The sequence below is a fragment of the Pedobacter sp. UYP30 genome, assembly GCF_040547165.1.
Taxonomy (GTDB): Bacteria; Bacteroidota; Bacteroidia; order Sphingobacteriales; family Sphingobacteriaceae; genus Pedobacter.
In genome coordinates, this window is record NZ_JBEPPD010000005.1 from 165,631 (window position 1) to 181,757 (window position 16,127).

17 protein-coding genes are annotated in these 16,127 nt (G+C 36.5%); 13 read left to right on the forward strand and 4 right to left on the reverse strand.

Translation table 11 applies throughout. The annotated features are described in order from the left end of the window. Positions 1-192: 192 nt before the first annotated feature. Positions 193-1,086, reverse strand: a complete 894-nt coding sequence (locus tag ABIB40_RS08105; RefSeq protein ID WP_354357836.1) for a LysR family transcriptional regulator — start codon at positions 1,084-1,086, stop codon at positions 193-195. A 90-nt stretch (positions 1,087-1,176) separates the two neighbouring features. On the opposite strand from ABIB40_RS08105, the gene ABIB40_RS08110 reads away from it, so the two are divergent. From ABIB40_RS08110 to hemJ, 13 genes are all read left to right on the forward strand, one after another. Then, positions 1,177-1,899 (forward strand): class I SAM-dependent methyltransferase, encoded by a 723-nt coding sequence (locus ABIB40_RS08110; protein ID WP_354357838.1) that lies wholly within the window; start codon positions 1,177-1,179, stop codon positions 1,897-1,899. A 579-nt stretch (positions 1,900-2,478) separates the two neighbouring features. Beyond that, positions 2,479-3,357, forward strand: coding sequence for a KilA-N domain-containing protein (locus ABIB40_RS08115; RefSeq protein WP_354357840.1), 879 nt, complete (start codon positions 2,479-2,481; stop codon positions 3,355-3,357). Positions 3,358-3,833: 476 nt separating this feature from the next. Next, positions 3,834-3,989, forward strand: coding sequence for a helix-turn-helix transcriptional regulator (locus tag ABIB40_RS08120; RefSeq protein WP_354358018.1), 156 nt, complete (start codon positions 3,834-3,836; stop codon positions 3,987-3,989). A gap of 281 nt (positions 3,990-4,270) precedes the next feature. Further along, positions 4,271-5,851: a hydroxymethylbilane synthase gene (gene hemC, locus ABIB40_RS08125; protein ID WP_354357842.1), complete on the forward strand. Its 1,581-nt coding sequence runs from the start codon at positions 4,271-4,273 to the stop codon at positions 5,849-5,851. A gap of 199 nt (positions 5,852-6,050) precedes the next feature. Next, complete coding sequence (gene hemB, locus ABIB40_RS08130) at positions 6,051-7,019, forward strand: porphobilinogen synthase (RefSeq protein WP_354357844.1); 969 nt, start codon at positions 6,051-6,053, stop codon at positions 7,017-7,019. Between the two features lie 129 nt (positions 7,020-7,148). Next, the gene (hemL, locus tag ABIB40_RS08135; RefSeq protein WP_354357846.1) at positions 7,149-8,519 is read left to right on the forward strand and encodes a glutamate-1-semialdehyde 2,1-aminomutase; all 1,371 of its coding nucleotides are present in this window, start codon (positions 7,149-7,151) and stop codon (positions 8,517-8,519) included. 64 nt (positions 8,520-8,583) lie between these two features. Beyond that, positions 8,584-9,450, forward strand: coding sequence for a sensor histidine kinase (locus ABIB40_RS08140; protein WP_354357848.1), 867 nt, complete (start codon positions 8,584-8,586; stop codon positions 9,448-9,450). 11 nt (positions 9,451-9,461) lie between these two features. Further along, entirely contained in the window at positions 9,462-10,166 is a 705-nt protein-coding gene (locus tag ABIB40_RS08145; protein ID WP_354357850.1) for a response regulator transcription factor, read from the forward strand. Continuing rightward, positions 10,166-10,693: a hypothetical protein gene (locus ABIB40_RS08150; protein WP_354357852.1), complete on the forward strand. Its 528-nt coding sequence runs from the start codon at positions 10,166-10,168 to the stop codon at positions 10,691-10,693. The genes ABIB40_RS08145 and ABIB40_RS08150 overlap by 1 nt, the downstream gene beginning before the upstream one ends. A gap of 32 nt (positions 10,694-10,725) precedes the next feature. After that, positions 10,726-11,751: a uroporphyrinogen decarboxylase gene (hemE, locus tag ABIB40_RS08155; protein WP_354357854.1), complete on the forward strand. Its 1,026-nt coding sequence runs from the start codon at positions 10,726-10,728 to the stop codon at positions 11,749-11,751. A 53-nt stretch (positions 11,752-11,804) separates the two neighbouring features. Beyond that, positions 11,805-12,038, forward strand: coding sequence for a hypothetical protein (locus tag ABIB40_RS08160; RefSeq protein ID WP_354357856.1), 234 nt, complete (start codon positions 11,805-11,807; stop codon positions 12,036-12,038). 2 nt (positions 12,039-12,040) lie between these two features. After that, positions 12,041-12,784 carry an ATPase gene (locus ABIB40_RS08165; protein WP_354357858.1) on the forward strand — a complete coding sequence of 248 codons (744 nt, stop codon included), beginning with the start codon at positions 12,041-12,043 and terminating at the stop codon, positions 12,782-12,784. Then, complete coding sequence (gene hemJ, locus ABIB40_RS08170; RefSeq protein ID WP_354357860.1) at positions 12,784-13,344, forward strand: protoporphyrinogen oxidase HemJ; 561 nt, start codon at positions 12,784-12,786, stop codon at positions 13,342-13,344. Before ABIB40_RS08165 ends, hemJ begins: the two co-directional genes overlap by 1 nt. An 80-nt stretch (positions 13,345-13,424) precedes the next feature. Here the strand turns inward: hemJ and ABIB40_RS08175 are convergent, their stop codons facing one another. The 3 genes from ABIB40_RS08175 to ABIB40_RS08185 form a co-directional block, all read right to left on the reverse strand. Next, positions 13,425-14,081 carry an RDD family protein gene (locus ABIB40_RS08175; protein ID WP_354357862.1) on the reverse strand — a complete coding sequence of 219 codons (657 nt, stop codon included), beginning with the start codon at positions 14,079-14,081 and terminating at the stop codon, positions 13,425-13,427. Between the two features lie 282 nt (positions 14,082-14,363). Next, positions 14,364-15,347, reverse strand: a complete 984-nt coding sequence (locus ABIB40_RS08180; RefSeq protein WP_354357864.1) for a toast rack family protein — start codon at positions 15,345-15,347, stop codon at positions 14,364-14,366. Positions 15,348-15,352: 5 nt separating this feature from the next. Next, the gene (locus ABIB40_RS08185; RefSeq protein WP_354357866.1) at positions 15,353-16,072 is read right to left on the reverse strand and encodes a PspC domain-containing protein; all 720 of its coding nucleotides are present in this window, start codon (positions 16,070-16,072) and stop codon (positions 15,353-15,355) included. Between the last annotated feature and the right edge of the window lie 55 nt (positions 16,073-16,127).

The following is a 16,127-nucleotide window of genomic DNA, read 5'->3' on the forward strand; positions in this document are numbered from 1 at the left end:
GCCACCATCAAAACCCGAAAATGGACTTGATTAATGGAATGAGTCTATGAGTATTTAGCAAGAATTGAATTTTAATGGCTTTTGAAAGCTACTTTGATCCAATTTAAGGCTGTAGGCTTTTTCAATTTAAGTTATCAAGAAATCAGCGCATAATAATAAAGTAGTTTCTAATTTACAAAGCATATTTGGCAATTATGAATTATTAACTATTACCTGCTCATACCGCTCTATAAACCACTTTAATACTGGGTTTTTATTGGTTTGTTTGTAAGCTAAAACCACTTCGGTGTGTACCGGAATATGGTCTAATTCGATAAATGATAATTTCATAGTAGCGTACTGTTTTTTTAATGTTAATGGCAATATAGATACGCCAAGGTTCGCTTCGACCAACTGTAATATAGAGTGTATATTGTTTGCTTCGTGCGTAATATCTGGAGTGAAGCCCATTCTTTGGCAAATTTCCATAAGCTTTTGATTATAATGTGGTGCAAAATCCTTACTAAAAAAAATAAATGGGCAATTTTTTAGAACTTTCGCCAACTCTGCTTGATTTTGAAAAACCCGCCCTGTATCTGGAATAACAACTACAAATGGGTCAAAAAAAAGAGACTTGATGGTTAATTTGTCAGACATAATCGGAGCTCTCAGGATGCCAATATCTAATTTTCCCTGTTCTAAATCTTTAATTTGAAGAATTGTTGGTACTTCAAAAAGACTAGTCTTTAAATATGGAAATTCCTTATGCATTGCCTTTAATACTTCGGCAAGATAAGATTGATAAACCGAACTGATATAGCCAATCTTTAGTTCTCCGCTAAAACCCGCATCAATTTCGCGAATAATAGTTTTGGTCTCTTCTAATTTATCAAAAATTGCATCCACTTCCCTTTTAAAATAGCTCCCGGCATCTGTTAAAGCCACTCGCTTATTATTTCTGATAAATAACTGAACCTTTAACTCTTCTTCTAGTTCTTTTATTTGCCTGCTCAACGGAGGCTGAGAGATATGGAGTTTCGTTGCTGCCTTGGTAAAATTAAGTTCGTTCGCTACTGTTTTAAAATATAATAAATGCCTGAGCTCCATTGTTTCGATACTTTATAGGTATTGATGATTGATAAAATTGATATTTTACAAATATGATAAAAACAATTAATTTTATAAAAATTTACAATTATGAACAGACGGCACTTGCATAAAGCAACAAATGATGAAATCCAATCTAGATTTGATAGCGATGTTGAACGGTTCTCTAATCTAGAAACTGGGCAGCAAACAACTATAGATGCATCCTTAACTATGGAACTATGTACCGAAGCGGCTAAATACATCAACCCAAATGCAAAAAACCTATTAGATATTGGATGTGGGGCGGGCAACTATAGCTTAAAAATGCTTGGTAAAATACCAGATCTAAACTGTACGCTTAATGATTTGAGCTTAGCAATGTTAACGCGCGCAGAACAAAGGGTATCGGCCAACACCAGCGGCAAAATAACTCTTATACAAGATGACATGCGTGCATTAGATTTGCCAGATAATCATTACGACATTATTTTTGCGGCTGCCACTTTTCATCATTTACGTACTGATGCAGACTGGGAGCTTGTGTTTAACAAAGTTTATAAAAGCTTGAAACCTGGTGGTAGTATATGGATTTCGGACTTAATTACTCATGATTCTGATTTAATCAATTCCATTTTCCACCAAAAATATGGCGCATATCTAGAAACACTTGGAGGTAAGGAATACAGCCAAAAGGTATTTGATTATATTGAATATGAAGATACTCCGAGGTCTTTAAATTATCAATTAGCGCTTTTAACTACAGTTGGGTTTACGACCACCGAAATTCTCCACAAAAATTCTTACTTCGCAGCTTTTGGTGGGATAAAGTAAATTAACAGTTTTGTATAGAGATATCACTAAAAACACACAATATTCGGCTGAAATACCATCGCTAAAATGGAATGCGTAATAAACAGCTCTAGCTTACCCTATTTTCATGTAATTTTTATCATGAAAAGCTCGTTAACAAAAATAGAAAATCCGATTTGATTAATGGAATGAGTTTTTGATTTTTTTATAAAAATACTGTTCCTCGTATCGCCAGCTAGCGGAATGGATAGGGGAATCTATGCCCAGACGCGGAGGAAAAAACGATATACACCAAGTCTATTTTACCTCCACAAAAAAAGAGGAATCAGTTCCTCTTAAAATCCTTCAAATTATTTCACGAAAAACCCATAAAGGGCGGGAATGTAACCAGTTCTCCCGCACCGACGGAACAGGCTGTTCAACCGAGGCCTGATTGTCGGCTCTGCGAGCCCAAAGAACCCTTAGCTGTTATATGCAGGCTTTTTACCATTCGTTTATTAAACTGCTGTCAAGTATGATGTATTGAGCAATTATCGTAATTTAGGAGTGTAAAACAATGAAATTTTAATTGGATATTGTCGATTTTTAAATGGTAATATTATGAGCAAAATTAGGGTCCAAGATTTAGACATAACACTTATTAATCAAAAAGGGGAAGATTATATTTCACTTACTGAAATGGTGTCGTCACATGATGATGGGTCAAAATTAATAGAAAGATGGTTAAATAGTAAAAGTACAGTTGATTATTTAGGTGCTTGGGAAAGTATTTATAATTTAGATTTTAATTCCCCTGAATTCAGGGGAATTAGAGAAGATGTTGGTTCTGGTGGTTATTTTCTGTCAGCCAAGAAATGGGTAGCTACTACAAATGCAATAGGTATTACCGCTAAAACTGGAAGATACGGAGGTACATTTGCGCATGTTGATATAGCATTAGAGTTTGCAACTTACATTAGTCCGCTGTTTAAATTATTATTAATTACAGAGTTTAAAAAATATAAAGAACTAGAAACTAAGAACTTAAAATGGGATTTTAGAAGATATATAAGTAAGGTAAATTACAAAATTCAGACAGATGCTGTTAAATCTATTTTAATTCCAATACGGAATTACCCGAAAGAAAAAGAAGCAATTGTATATGCAGAAGAAGCAGATTTACTATATGATGCAATGTTCGGTTACACTTCCAAAGAATGGAGGCAAAATAATCCAGAACTTGCTTTGAAGGGTTTAAACATAAGAGATGTTGCAAACACGCATCAACTAATAATTCTGTCAAATTTAGAAAGTATGAACGCTGTATTAATTAAAAATGGCGTAACTGATATTAAAGACAGATTAATACATTTACGCAGGGAAGCGATTTCACAGCTAACTTCATTAAAGTCTAGTTCAGAATTAGAGCATGAAATAATTGAAAGCCCTAATAAATTATTAAAAGAAAGTGCGAAAATTACAAAACCTACAAAGAAATAAATAACAGTGTCGTTCTAAACGTGATATAGATAAGCTTGCCACCAACTACTAAATATGCGCCATACTATAGCGTATATTTTTCGTTTAAGTTAACCAAATTTATAATTAAGATTCAATTATTCAATAAGCTTTTTACTAAACCGATTTTAGTAAATTATGATAGACATATAATAGACTATTAGAGGCATTCGTTTAAAAGGCACAAAACTTAGAGACAAAAGCTGTATTCTCAAAAAATGGTCGTTTACCATAATGTCCTAATTATTTTACTAGTGTTTAAAATGGCGGAATAGCACTAAAGATTAGCTGCAATTTATGGGTAAAATTCAATTATTCGCCTGTCTTGGTTTACACCCAAATATTGGCTTCTCGTATGGGTATGTGACTATCAAATAATTCAATTTTTATAGTTCGAATCAGAAGAGATTCCACTTAAAATACGCTTCTTGGTTGAATAATTATCACTATTAGAAGAAATTGAAGAAAGGGGAATCTTAAAAAAAGATTTAGCCCAAGCTTTAGAGATTTTGCCTAATAACTTAAGTTTGCTTTTTGCAGGCAAAAAAAATATTTCCGCACAGCTCGCACTAAAAATTGGTAATTCTTTAGGAACTAGCGCCGAGTACTGGTAAGGTATGCAAGCCGCTTTCGATTTACAAAAAGCTAGACTTGAAGAGCGACAGAAACAATACGCATAATGCACACTAGCATACGTCGATTTAAAAACAATTGAAGGTTTCTAGAGAAAAACTCTACAATTATGTCACGGTAGCGAACTGAAGATAACGTTCGTCTCATGTAACTGCATATTTCCAAAAAAACCTTCGTTTTCTGTAACGCCACTGTCTCATTTTGAAACACATTACCAAAAAAGCGCATTTTAACGTAAATTCGCAATTCATTCTAGTTGGCATTGAAAAAAATAATAATAGGAACACGGGGAAGCGACCTTGCTTTATGGCAGGCAAATTATGTAAAAGATCAGCTTTTGGCAATTGGGCACGAAGCAGAATTAAAGATAATTAAAACGCAGGGCGATAAGATTTTAAATCTTCGACTGGATAAATTGGAAGGTAAAGGTTTTTTTACAAAAGAACTGGAAGAGGAACTTTTGCAAGGCACCATAGATTTAGCGGTGCACAGTTTAAAAGATCTGCCAACCCAAAACCCCAACGGGCTTGTAATTGCCGCTATCCCGCAGCGAGAAGAAGCTAAAGAATATTTGCTCATTTTAAAAGATTGCGTAGACATTTCAAAAAAAATGTCGTTAAAAAAGGGCGCAATGGTAGGCACTTCCTCCAATCGTAGAGCCGCACAGCTTTTAGGCTTAAGGCCCGATTTAGAAATTTCTGATCTACGCGGCAATGTCCCGACAAGGATACAGAAATTGAGAGACGAAAATTACGACGCCATTATGTTAGCGAAAGCTGGCGTTAAGCGATTGGGTTTAGACCTGAGCGATTTGCACGTAGAAGAATTAGAAACCTCAGAATTTATTCCTGCACCTGCACAAGGCGCACTCGGAATTCAGATTAGAGAAAGCGATACCGATTTATTTGACGCACTACAACCACTAAATCATGCAGAAACAATAGCCGAGGTAAGCGTAGAACGTAAGGTCTTAAATCTTTTTGAAGGTGGCTGCCACATGCCTTTGGGTTGTTATTGTAAAAAAAACAATGGCAAATACGAAGTATGGACATCGAAAGCAGAAACCGCCGAAGACTTTCCAAAGCGCCTTTTCTTCCGTGCAGATGATACCACGGGATTGGCCGAAAAAATTGTTAAAAAATTTTTAGAAACCACTAAAAATCCAAAGAAAGTATTTATTTCCAGAGAAATTGGCGAACACAGTTATTTTAGACGTGCACTTGCGCAAAGCAATATAGAAATTGAAGGCAGGTCTCTCATCAGAACATTTCCTATTGTTACCGTTTTAGATCATTACATTTTAAGAAATGTAAACTGGATATTTTTTAGCAGCCGCAATGCGGTTACTTATTTCTTTGGGTTGAAACCTTTATTGCCGAAGAAAACACAATTTGGCGTGGTGGGCGCTGGTTCCGAAGATGCGCTTAGGCAAGAAGGGTTTACCGCAGATTTTGTTGGAATAGGAGGCGACATAGACAAAATTGGGGCTGAGTTCGCAAAATTAGCTGTAGGAAAAACTGTTATGTTTCCACGCGCACAAGATAGCTTACAGTCTATACAAAAGGTATTGACTAGCGAAACCAAAGTGGTAGATTTACCCATTTATGAAACGGTTGTAGAAGATGATGTTGAACAAAGCTTTGCAGAAGTGCTTATTTTTACAAGCCCGAGTAATGTAGAGGCATATTTTGCAGATAATTTACTAGAGCCAAATCAACAGGTTATTTCTATAGGTAACTCTACGGCTAAAAAGCTCGACGAAATGAATATTGCTTACACTTTACCCTATTCGCCAGATGAGGTTGGTTTGGCAGAAGCTGTTTTTGCTGTAGAAATTAGCTAAAGTTTAAATTAAAAGGGTGGTTAGTGAAATATGTCTTGTATCCAAAAGAGTCTGTTTCAAAAAATGAATTATTCACAAAATATGTCACATTGAGCTTGTCGAAATGCCCTAATGATAGTTTAAAAGGTTCTTCGACAAGGTCAGAATGACGAATTGATAATTGTGAGACAGTCTCATAGTAAGATTAATAAAATTTACAATGGTACACCGTTTACGTCGATTAAGAAAAAACCCTTTAGTTAGGGAAATGGTTGCAGAAACCAAACTTTCTAAAGATATGTTTGTCTATCCGCACTTTGTAGTTCCCGGTAAAAACGTTTCTACACCCATCAGTTCCATGCCTGGTGTTAGCCACTTTTCTTTAGATGTTTTACAAAAGGAAGTAGAAGAAGGTTTAAAAAAGGGCTTAAACAAAATAATGCTTTTCGGTGTGGGCGATGAAAAAAGCCTGGATGCAAAATCTGCTTTTGATGAAAAATCTATAGTTCCAACAGCTATTAGAGCACTTAAACAGAGCTTTGGAGACGATTTATATTTAATTACCGATGTTTGTGTATGTAGTTATACCACGCACGGGCATTGTGGTATTTTAGAAAACGATTATGTACAAAACGATAAAAGTGTCGAGGTAATTGCTAAAATGGCTTTAGCGCATGCTAAAGCTGGTGCAGATATGTTGGCTCCTTCAGATATGATGGATGGACGTGTAGCAGCGATACGCAAAACACTCGATGAAAATGGTTTTGTGAATGCCGCTATTATGAGTCACGCCACAAAATTCTCCTCCTCCTACTACGGCCCGTTTAGAGAAGCCGCAGATTGCGCCCCAAGTAAGGGAGATAGAAAAGCATATCAAATGGATTTTAGAAACCCTACAGAGGCAGTACGAGAGGCACTTCAAGATGAGCGCGAAGGTGCTGATGTGCTGATGGTTAAACCTGGTTTGGCATATTTAGACATTATTTATCGCTTAAAGCAAAGCACCAATATGCCCATTGCAGTTTATAATGTTTCGGGCGAGTACGCAAAAGTAAAGGCCGCAGCACAAATGGGTTGGTTGGACGAAGAAAAAGTAGTAATGGAGACTATGTATGCCTTTGCAAGAGCAGGAGCAAGCATTATCACTACCTATCATATAAAAGATATTTTAAATAATAATTGGCTTTAAAAAGTTATACGTTTTATGTTATAAGTATTAAGTAACAAAAACAAACACCTTTAAAGTTCGCTAGCTTTTCTGTTTTAGGTTGCAGCGAAATAAACTTAGAACTTAGAACCTATTACTTATAACTTAACGATGTTAGACTCTTTAAAAAAAATATTTAGTGGAAACGAAGCAGATTTCCCCGTAAATACGGGCAGCAAACCTGATATCTCAAGGGAAAAATCGGCTGCCCTGTACGAAAAATCGAAGACCTATTTTCCGGGCGGAGTTAACTCGCCGGTTAGGGCTTTTAAATCGGTGTACGGAACTCCGCTTTTTATAGAAAAAGGAGATGGCTGTTTCATTTGGGATGCGGATGGAAACCAGTTTATAGATTTTTGCAACAGTTGGGGACCATTAATTTTAGGCCATAATAACGCCAAGATTAGAGAAAAGGTAACGGAGACTATGCAAAAAGGCATGAGTTTCGGTGCTCCAACTGTGTTAGAAAATCAGTTGGCTGCACTAATCATCAAGAACAATCGCTTTGTAGAAAAAATAAGGTTTACAAGTTCAGGTACCGAAGCGGTAATGAGTGCTGTTCGCTTGGCCAGAGGGTTTACCGGGCGCGACAAAATTCTAAAATTCGAAGGTTGTTACCATGGCCACAGCGATTCTCTATTGGTAAAAGCTGGCTCTGGCCTTGTTACTTTTGGAGAAACCTCTTCGGCAGGTGTACCTAAATCTTTTGCCGAGGAAACCATTGTGGTTGCGCTTAATGATAAGAATGCCGTTACTCAAGCTTTTGAACAATTTAAAGGTCAAATTGCCGCCGTAATTATAGAGGGAATCCCTGCCAATAACGGCTTAATTATTCAAGATAAAGATTATATTCATTTTTTAAGGGAGATTTGTACCGAGAACAATGCACTATTAATTTTTGATGAGGTAATTACTGGCTTTAGGTTAGGTTTTGAAGGTGCTGCAGAATATTATGACGTAAAACCAGATATTTTAACTTATGGTAAAATTATAGGCGGTGGCTTACCGGTGGGCATGTACGGCGCATCTGCCGAAATTATGGGCCACATTTCTCCAGATGGCGCTGTTTATCAAGCTGGTACTTTATCTGGTAATCCCGTGGCTATGGCGGCTGGAATAGCCACCCTTACAGAATTATTAAAAAGTGGATTTTATAAAGATTTAAATAAGAAGACCGAAGATTTTGCATCAAGTGTACAACGATTTGCAACCGCAAGGAACTATAAATTCAAGGTGTTTTCTGTTGGCTCTATCTTTTGGTTTTCTTTTACTGACAAAGATGCGGTTAAATCGGCAGACGACATAGAAACAACTAGCATGGATAAGTTTAAGGTTTTCCACAACCAACTGTTAAATAGAGGCATTTATTTAGGCCCATCTGGGTACGAGGTAGGTTTTGTATCTGCAGCCCATACCAAAGTTGAGCTAGAGAAAGCAAAGCGTGCAATTTTCGAAAGCTTAGATGTGGCTTTTAAATCTTAATTTTTTTTGACCTTAATATATTCATACCCTTAAAATCATCATGCTGCTTTAATCATACCTGTAAATGAAAAAATCCATCATCATATTTTACTGCCTGCTGCTTTACGCATTGATTCAACTGGTTTCTTGGGGGTCGCTTGTGGTACGTTTAGAGCCGAGCCGGATGACCATGATTATGGGCGAAGGTGCAGTGTTTCTATTTCTGATTGGAATTGGGGCCTTTATCCTCCACGAAGCACTTAAAGGTGAGGCGAAATTGAAAGAGCAACAACAAAATTTTCTGTTATCCGTTACCCACGAGCTAAAATCGCCTTTGGCTTCCATTAAATTATCCTTGCAAACTATTGTTAAGCGGAAATTAGATCCAGAAAGACAAAACTCTTTGCTAAGCAATTCTTTAAAAGACATAGACAGACTCGACGACCTGGTTGAAAATATGTTACTGGCTACAAAAATCGAGAACAAATCTTACAGTTTTCCGAAAGAGACATTTAACTTCTCAGAAATGGTCTACAAAATTACCGATAGGCTGCAAGTTCACTCCTGCGAGATAGAGCAGATTATAGATGCCGATATACAGCCAAATTTGCAGATTGAAGGTGACAGATTTGCATTGTCATCTGTTGTAACAAATTTAATAGAAAATGCCATTAAGTATTCTGACCCTTGCGAGGAAATAAAAGTGATTTTAAAACAGGTTGGGGATAATATTGTATTTAGTGTGGCCGATGTTGGACAAGGTATAATAGATGCCGAAAAAATGCTTATATTCGACAAGTTCTATCGCGTTGGTAACGAAAATGTCAGAAAAGCAAAAGGAACAGGTTTGGGCTTGTTTATTGTTAAAGAGGTTTTACAAAGCCATGATGCAGATATTACTGTAAAAGATAATCTACCTCGCGGAACCATCTTTGAAGTAACGTTTGGTTAAAACAAAAAATTATGTCGCAAAAATTAAGAATATTATTGGTAGAAGACGAAGACCATTTGTTAGATGCCATAAAGCTAAACCTAGAGCTAGAGGGTTATAAAGTGCATGCTGTAAAAAACGGCAAAACCGCTTTAAAAATCTTTAAAGAAGAGCGCTTTAACCTGATTATATTAGATGTTATGCTGCCAGAAATGGATGGCTTTCAGGTTTGCGAAACCATTCGTTTAGAAAATAACGAAGTGCCAATTATGTTTTTAACTGCCAAAAACACTTCCGAGGATCGCGTGTTAGGTCTTAAAAAGGGTGCAGATGATTATTTGGTTAAGCCATTTAATTTAGAGGAATTGATTTTGCGCGTTGGTATTTTGGTAAAGCGAAGCTTAAAACCAGATGATTTAAAAGAACTTAACTCTTATAAAATTGGCGATAAAACCATCTATTTTAATTCTTTTGAATTAAAGAATGATGATGGCACCATTACTCCTTTAACTAAGAAGGAAACCATGTTGCTTAAATTGCTCATCGAACGAAAAAACGAGGCCGTATCTCGCGAGCAGATTTTAGAAACCGTTTGGAACTATGATGTTTATCCATCTACCAGAACGATTGATAATTTTATTTTAACTTTCCGTAAATATTTCGAGCCAGATCAAAAAAACCCAGTTTACTTCCATTCTATTAGGGGTGTTGGGTATAAATTCACTGATGTAAATTAATGTTTAACAGTAAGGGCAGATTTGCTTTAATGGCCGTTTTTGGCCTATCTGCTGTGGTATGTTTTTTCTACGATCAATTGCAGCTTGGGTTATTGTCTATATTGCTGTTTTGCTTTGTGCTTTGGAGTCATTTTAAACATGGCTCTATATTAATGGCGTCTAAGTATTTTAAAAACAACGATTTTTCTAAAGCAAGAAAATTTTTAGCAGAGACAAAAAACCCAGAGCGCCTTGCGAAAAGCAGACGTGGATATTATGAGTTTATGCAAGGAAACATGGCCTTGAGAGACGAAGATTATAACCAGGCAGAGTATCATTTTCAGATCGCTAGTCGGTTTACAGTAGGCGGAAGAAACGAAAAATCTTATGTCCTCATCCATCTGGCTAATTTGGCGCTACGAAAAAAAGACACCGTTAGGGCGGCCGCTTATGCAGAAAAAGCCAAAGAATTATCCAAAAGCAATCGATCGAAAGAAATTATCAATAAAATAGAAAAAGAAATTAAGAAAATAGAAGCTAGTGCATAGCTGGCGCTGGCTGCTAAAACCATTTTATCCTCATGATTAACAATTTATTTTTAGACGCGGCATTTTCAAAACAGACGGAGCGCCCACCAGTTTGGATGATGAGACAAGCAGGTAGATTTATGCCAGAATATTGGGAAATAAAGAATAAATATTCTTTTTTAGAAATGTGCAAAACGCCAGAAATTGCTGCTGATGTGACCATGTTGCCCGTTAATTTGTTAAATGTAGATGCTGCAATATTGTTTTGCGATATTTTGGTAACTGGCGAAGCAATGGGCGGCGATTTAAGCTTTACTCAAGGTATAGGCCCCAGATTTGCAAACCCAGTGCGTACCGAAGCAGATATAGCGAAACTAAATGTAGATTGTTTGGATGAACTTCAATATGTGGCAGATGCAATTATAGAGATTCAGAAACGCTTAGATAAAAAGATTCCCCTTATTGGCTTCGCAGGCGCTCCCTTTACGGTAATGAGCTATTTGGTTGAAGGCGGATCTTCTAAAGATTTTAAGCTAACTAAGTTGATGCTGCATAACCAGCCAAAATTAGCGCATGCATTGCTCTCTAAAATCGCCACGGTGACTGCCAATTACCTTAACCTGCAAATTGCTGCCGGCGTAAATGCCGTGCAAATTTTTGATAGTTGGGCGCAAAGTTTATCTTGGGATGACTACAAGGAATTTTCGCACAGATACATTCAAGAAATAATTTCAAAATTAAATAGAAAAGATATTCCTGTTATTTCGTTTTGTAAAGGAAGTTCTGTATTTGCGCCAATTATGGCAGAAGCAAAGCCAGATGTGATTTCTGTAGATTGGAATGCAGATTTATTAAACATAAAAAATGCGCTTCCAACACAGATAGCCGTACAAGGAAATTTAGACCCTCATATTTTGTATGCAGATAAGCCGGTGATTAAGGCACATATTCATAAATTATTTGAGCGCATGCGCGGCACCAATGGATTTATTTTTAATCTAGGTCATGGCATTATGCCCGATATTCCTTTTGACAATGTGAAATATGCTTTTGAGGTGGTAAGGAAATTTAAGTATTAATGCGAATAACTTACCTCGATTTGATTATATTAGCTTAATTTAATAAAATTAATATGACAGTTATATCGTTAAAAGACGAAGATAATTTACCGATAAAAAAGGTAATTAAAGCCGTCAATAAAAAAATGAATGACGTTATTCGTGTAGTGGATGCATTGAATTTAGGACGTACTGTTGTCAAAGCTGATGGCGTTTACAGAACTTTTAATGATGGTGGTTCAGTTAAAATTTCAGAAGGGAATTTTACCAAGAGAAAAGTTGCGGCCAAAAAGATCAAATTATTTTAAGGATGGCCGTTAAGCCTAAATTACGAATTTTTGCCGGGCCCAATGGTTCGGGTAAAACTACGCTCTACAATTCCATAAAACCTATTTATTTTTCTACCCAGCTATTTGTAAACGCCGATAATTTAGAGGTCGATTTCAAGAGAAATAACTATTTAAATCTTTCTGATTTTGACATATCCTGCACAAATTTAGAATTCGAAAATTTTTATAAAGCAAGTGGGTTATATTTAAAAGCATGTTTTAATTATAATAGCTGGAATTTGGTTGTTAAAGACAATGTAATTGTTAGAGATGTAAAGACTGATGTAACTTATAATTCTTATCATTTTGCCATAATTGCCGATTTTATTCGCTATAAGTTAATTGGAGATAAGAAATCCTTTTCCTTTGAAACTGTATTTTCTCACCCATCAAAGCTAGAACTCATTGAGTTCGCTCACCAAAATAATTATAAAGTTTATCTATACTTTATCGGCACAGAAACCCCAATAATGAACTTAGAAAGAGTAAGTGATAGGGTGAAAAAAGGTGGCCATTCCGTTGATAGCGAAAAAATTGAAAAACGGTATTTTCTTACAATGGACTTATTAATGAATATGTTAAAAGCCGCCGACGAGACCTATCTTTGGGATAATTCTCAAATTAAGCATAATTTTTTGGGTTGTGTTAAAGATGGAACGTTAAATCTAGAATCTCTGGAAATTCCAAGTTGGGTTGATACTTACGTCTTGAAAAAATTTAAATAATGACGGATTACCTATCCCCATATTATTACTACATCCAGTCTGTTCACATTATTTTTGTGGTAAGTTGGATGGCGGGCTTGTTTTACAGCGTTCGGCTATTTATCTATCATACAGAAGCTAATGATAGACCTGAAGTGGAACGGGTTATTCTTCAAACTGAGTTTGAGAAAATAGAAGCACGGCTTTGGAACATCATTGCCACGCCTGCAATGATTTTAACAATAGCTGCGGGTGTAACCATGATATTTGTCAATCCAGCGCTATTAAAGATGCCTTGGCTACATGTAAAGCTTGGTTTTGTGGTGTTGTTAATTGCTTATCACTTTATTTGCCAACGCATTATGCGACAGCTAAAACGGGGAATTTTTACGCTAAGCTCTTTCCAGCTTAGACTTTGGAATGAGGTTGCCACAATTTTATTAGTTGCCATAGTGTTTACCGTAGTGCTAAAAAGCGCGGTAGATTGGCTTTATGGCCTTGCTGGGCTAATTATATTTTCTATGGTGATTATGACATTCGTAAAACTATACAAGAAATATCGCGAGAAAAGCAAAGATTAAACTTGTACACAAGTCAGTTTTTGTGACAAATCCCTTTTAACCGAAATCTTTCAACCCCAACCTTAAATTCGGCTTCAACCTTAAATCAGTCTATCTTTTACCACTAAGGTATTGGCAATAAGATCATGAAAGCACTGGTTTTTTTTATTTAGAAAACTATAGAAATAGCCAAACATAAAGGGTAAAACAGAAATGATTTTACTAAAATTACGCAGCAAAGAGTTGCCGAGGAAAAGTTTGGTGCCCGCCAAATCTGTTACTTTAATACCAACCAATCTTTTCCCTAAGGTAGCTTGAGTTTTTCCAGCTTCAACAAAACTACCGTAAACTAGCTTGACGATAAAAATAAGCGCAAGCGGTGCCGTAAATACCATAATGCGTTGGTCTTTCCCTTCTATAAAGATAAAGCTGATTAAAATTAAGACTGCGTAGAAAATAAAAATAACGAAATGATCTATCACAGAAGCAAGCAACCTCAAATCGAAACTTGCATAGTACTGCGGTGCTGTTTTCTGTTGGACGAAGCCAAATAGCGTTCTAAGTTCGGGGAAATCATGCGCCTGCTTAAAATCATCCATTCCAGGTTTCCGCACAAAGGTCTCTGGATTAATTACTAAATCTTTGAGCTGAGAAAACAAGAAAGGCCCTGTTGGTTTGCCTTTAATAACAATTAAGTACTTATCTGTTTCAGGATTCATTGCAATTGCATCAACAACTTTATCTTTATAAATTAACACATTGAAGGTACGAAAATTAAAAAAAATAATCGACGTCTTAGTTTTCGTCTACGCTAATTTAAACTATTGATTTCTGTAGGATTCAACACAAAATTACCCCTAATTTCTTGGTGGGTTGAAACCTACCATTATTAATTGGGCCGCTGCAAAGCTTAACAGAATCTAATTTAAATCTAATTCTTTATCAACTAAAGGCCTGCCCTATTTGGCTAGAATAACGACTTTTCGCACCTCTCTTTCCTAGACCTTGACTCAACCTAAATCTCAACCTAGGCCTCAACCTCAATATCTATCAACCTCAAAGCTGCTTAAACCACCATCTAGCTTTATAAATATTTTTTTGGTTGAGGAATTATAATTGGAAGTTTGGTAAACCCCGTCGCCTATTTTATCAAAACCATTAAAATCTTTGGAAGAAAGGCCCGTTTTTGCAGTAATTCTACAGCCAACAGTTTGTGGTACTTCTATTTTAATATCGGCTACGCCCGATTTTACCACCACGTCTGCAATGGGCAACAACGCCCCAAATTTAAGTTTTAAGGCAGATGCACCACCATTAAAGGTAAAAGTCCTGACTTTAAAATGCTCAAAATCGAAGTCAGATTCGCCTGCACCAAGCTTCATATCAACAGTCCATATAGAAGACTTATTCAATCTAAAATCAACGTTGTTACCACCCTCGCCAAAGTTAAATTTGTTGTTTTTATCCAACATTTTAAAATTTAGCACGGTAAGCGAATCCGTAATCATTTTATTGAGTGAAAAATTACTCCTCTTGTTCTTTACTTTCGCATCGAACAAAGCTGTTGTTTCTCCGTCTAGGTTAAACGAGATTCCTCCGCCAGAAATGTTTAGAACTGTTTCTTTTGTAGAATCTGCAGGAACCATTGGCTCAGAAAAACTCAATTGATTTGCTGAGCTTAGAGTATCATCGGAATTGCCTTCATCATCCCAATTAAAGCTTAAAGCGTCATCATTATTTTTAAGGTTTAAATGTTTGGTAAAGTTATCCGAATAATCAGACGGCTGTTGCCCCCTAAAAAACAGAAAGCTAAGTGTAGCAACCAACAACACCAAAGAAATAATTTGCCCAGTGTTAGAATTACTTTTGTTAAATAGTATGTTTACTCCGAATATAATGAGCAGCATAGGCCAGAAGCGCCAAATATTTCCCCAATAAAAGTTAATTACGTTGAAGTTTTGGAGCAATAAAACGCCGCCAATAAACAAAAGTAAAATTCCCCAAATTAATCTATTAAGTCTCATGGCGTTTATTTTAAAGGGTTTTCAGTGTTTGTGGTAGATTTCAAAGAATCGTCAGTTGTGTCGGCTACAGTCGGCATTTCTTCTTCTGTAGCATTAGTTTGACCCTCAGCTTGAGGGTTGGCTGGCGCCTCTTGATTTGAAAAAGGAGCAGTTTGTTGATTTTGCCATGCTGCCCAATCGCTCTTTCTACGAGATTTTGCAATAATGCTTACCCCGATGGCTATAAGCACGATTGGTGCTAGGTTCCTCAACCGGAAAAAATCGGGGATTAAATCAAATTGCCTTAGCATAAAAAAGCATCCAAAAACCACTAAAACCAAACCTAAAACAGTACGTGCGGTATTATTTGGCTTCGGGAAATTCGAGAAATCCGTCTGAGTTTCAAAAGGCTTCTTTTCTTGCGGGTCATTTACTGGTTGCGTCCAGTTTGGAGTTGCTTGCGGGCCAGCTTCGAAAGGATTTGGATTTCCAAAACCCGCAGCACCAGGATTGTTTTTAAAGTAGTCGTTAAATTTAGAAAACTTAACAGCGGGATCACTATTCACAGGTACAATAATCCACATTACAATATAGGCTACAAGCCCCAAGCCTGCCATAAAAATGGCAGAAAGCACAAACAACAAACGCACTATGGTAATTTCTACCTGCATATAATCTGCTAGGCCAGACGCAACTCCTGCAATCATTTTGTCGTGTTCGTTTCTAAAAAGCCTTTTCTCAATCATGTCTTTTATTTCATTTAGTAAAATATATTAGTCTAACTAGCCTATCTCACATCTA

Bases quoted from the DNA above. Each gene is read 5' to 3' on its own strand.
- ABIB40_RS08115 (WP_354357840.1), top strand. From the start codon at position 2,479: ATGAGCAAAATTAGGGTCCAAGATTTAGACATAACACTTATTAATCAA.
- ABIB40_RS08180 (WP_354357864.1), bottom strand. From the start codon at position 15,347: ATGAGACTTAATAGATTAATTTGGGGAATTTTACTTTTGTTTATTGGC.
- ABIB40_RS08145 (WP_354357850.1), top strand. From the start codon at position 9,462: ATGTCGCAAAAATTAAGAATATTATTGGTAGAAGACGAAGACCATTTG.
- hemE (WP_354357854.1), top strand. From the start codon at position 10,726: ATGATTAACAATTTATTTTTAGACGCGGCATTTTCAAAACAGACGGAG.
- ABIB40_RS08165 (WP_354357858.1), top strand. From the start codon at position 12,041: ATGGCCGTTAAGCCTAAATTACGAATTTTTGCCGGGCCCAATGGTTCG.
- ABIB40_RS08150 (WP_354357852.1), top strand. From the start codon at position 10,166: ATGTTTAACAGTAAGGGCAGATTTGCTTTAATGGCCGTTTTTGGCCTA.
- ABIB40_RS08185 (WP_354357866.1), bottom strand. From the start codon at position 16,072: ATGATTGAGAAAAGGCTTTTTAGAAACGAACACGACAAAATGATTGCA.
- hemB (WP_354357844.1), top strand. From the start codon at position 6,051: ATGGTACACCGTTTACGTCGATTAAGAAAAAACCCTTTAGTTAGGGAA.
- hemJ (WP_354357860.1), top strand. From the start codon at position 12,784: ATGACGGATTACCTATCCCCATATTATTACTACATCCAGTCTGTTCAC.
- hemL (WP_354357846.1), top strand. From the start codon at position 7,149: ATGTTAGACTCTTTAAAAAAAATATTTAGTGGAAACGAAGCAGATTTC.
- ABIB40_RS08110 (WP_354357838.1), top strand. From the start codon at position 1,177: ATGAACAGACGGCACTTGCATAAAGCAACAAATGATGAAATCCAATCT.
- ABIB40_RS08105 (WP_354357836.1), bottom strand. From the start codon at position 1,086: ATGGAGCTCAGGCATTTATTATATTTTAAAACAGTAGCGAACGAACTT.
- ABIB40_RS08160 (WP_354357856.1), top strand. From the start codon at position 11,805: ATGACAGTTATATCGTTAAAAGACGAAGATAATTTACCGATAAAAAAG.
- ABIB40_RS08140 (WP_354357848.1), top strand. From the start codon at position 8,584: ATGAAAAAATCCATCATCATATTTTACTGCCTGCTGCTTTACGCATTG.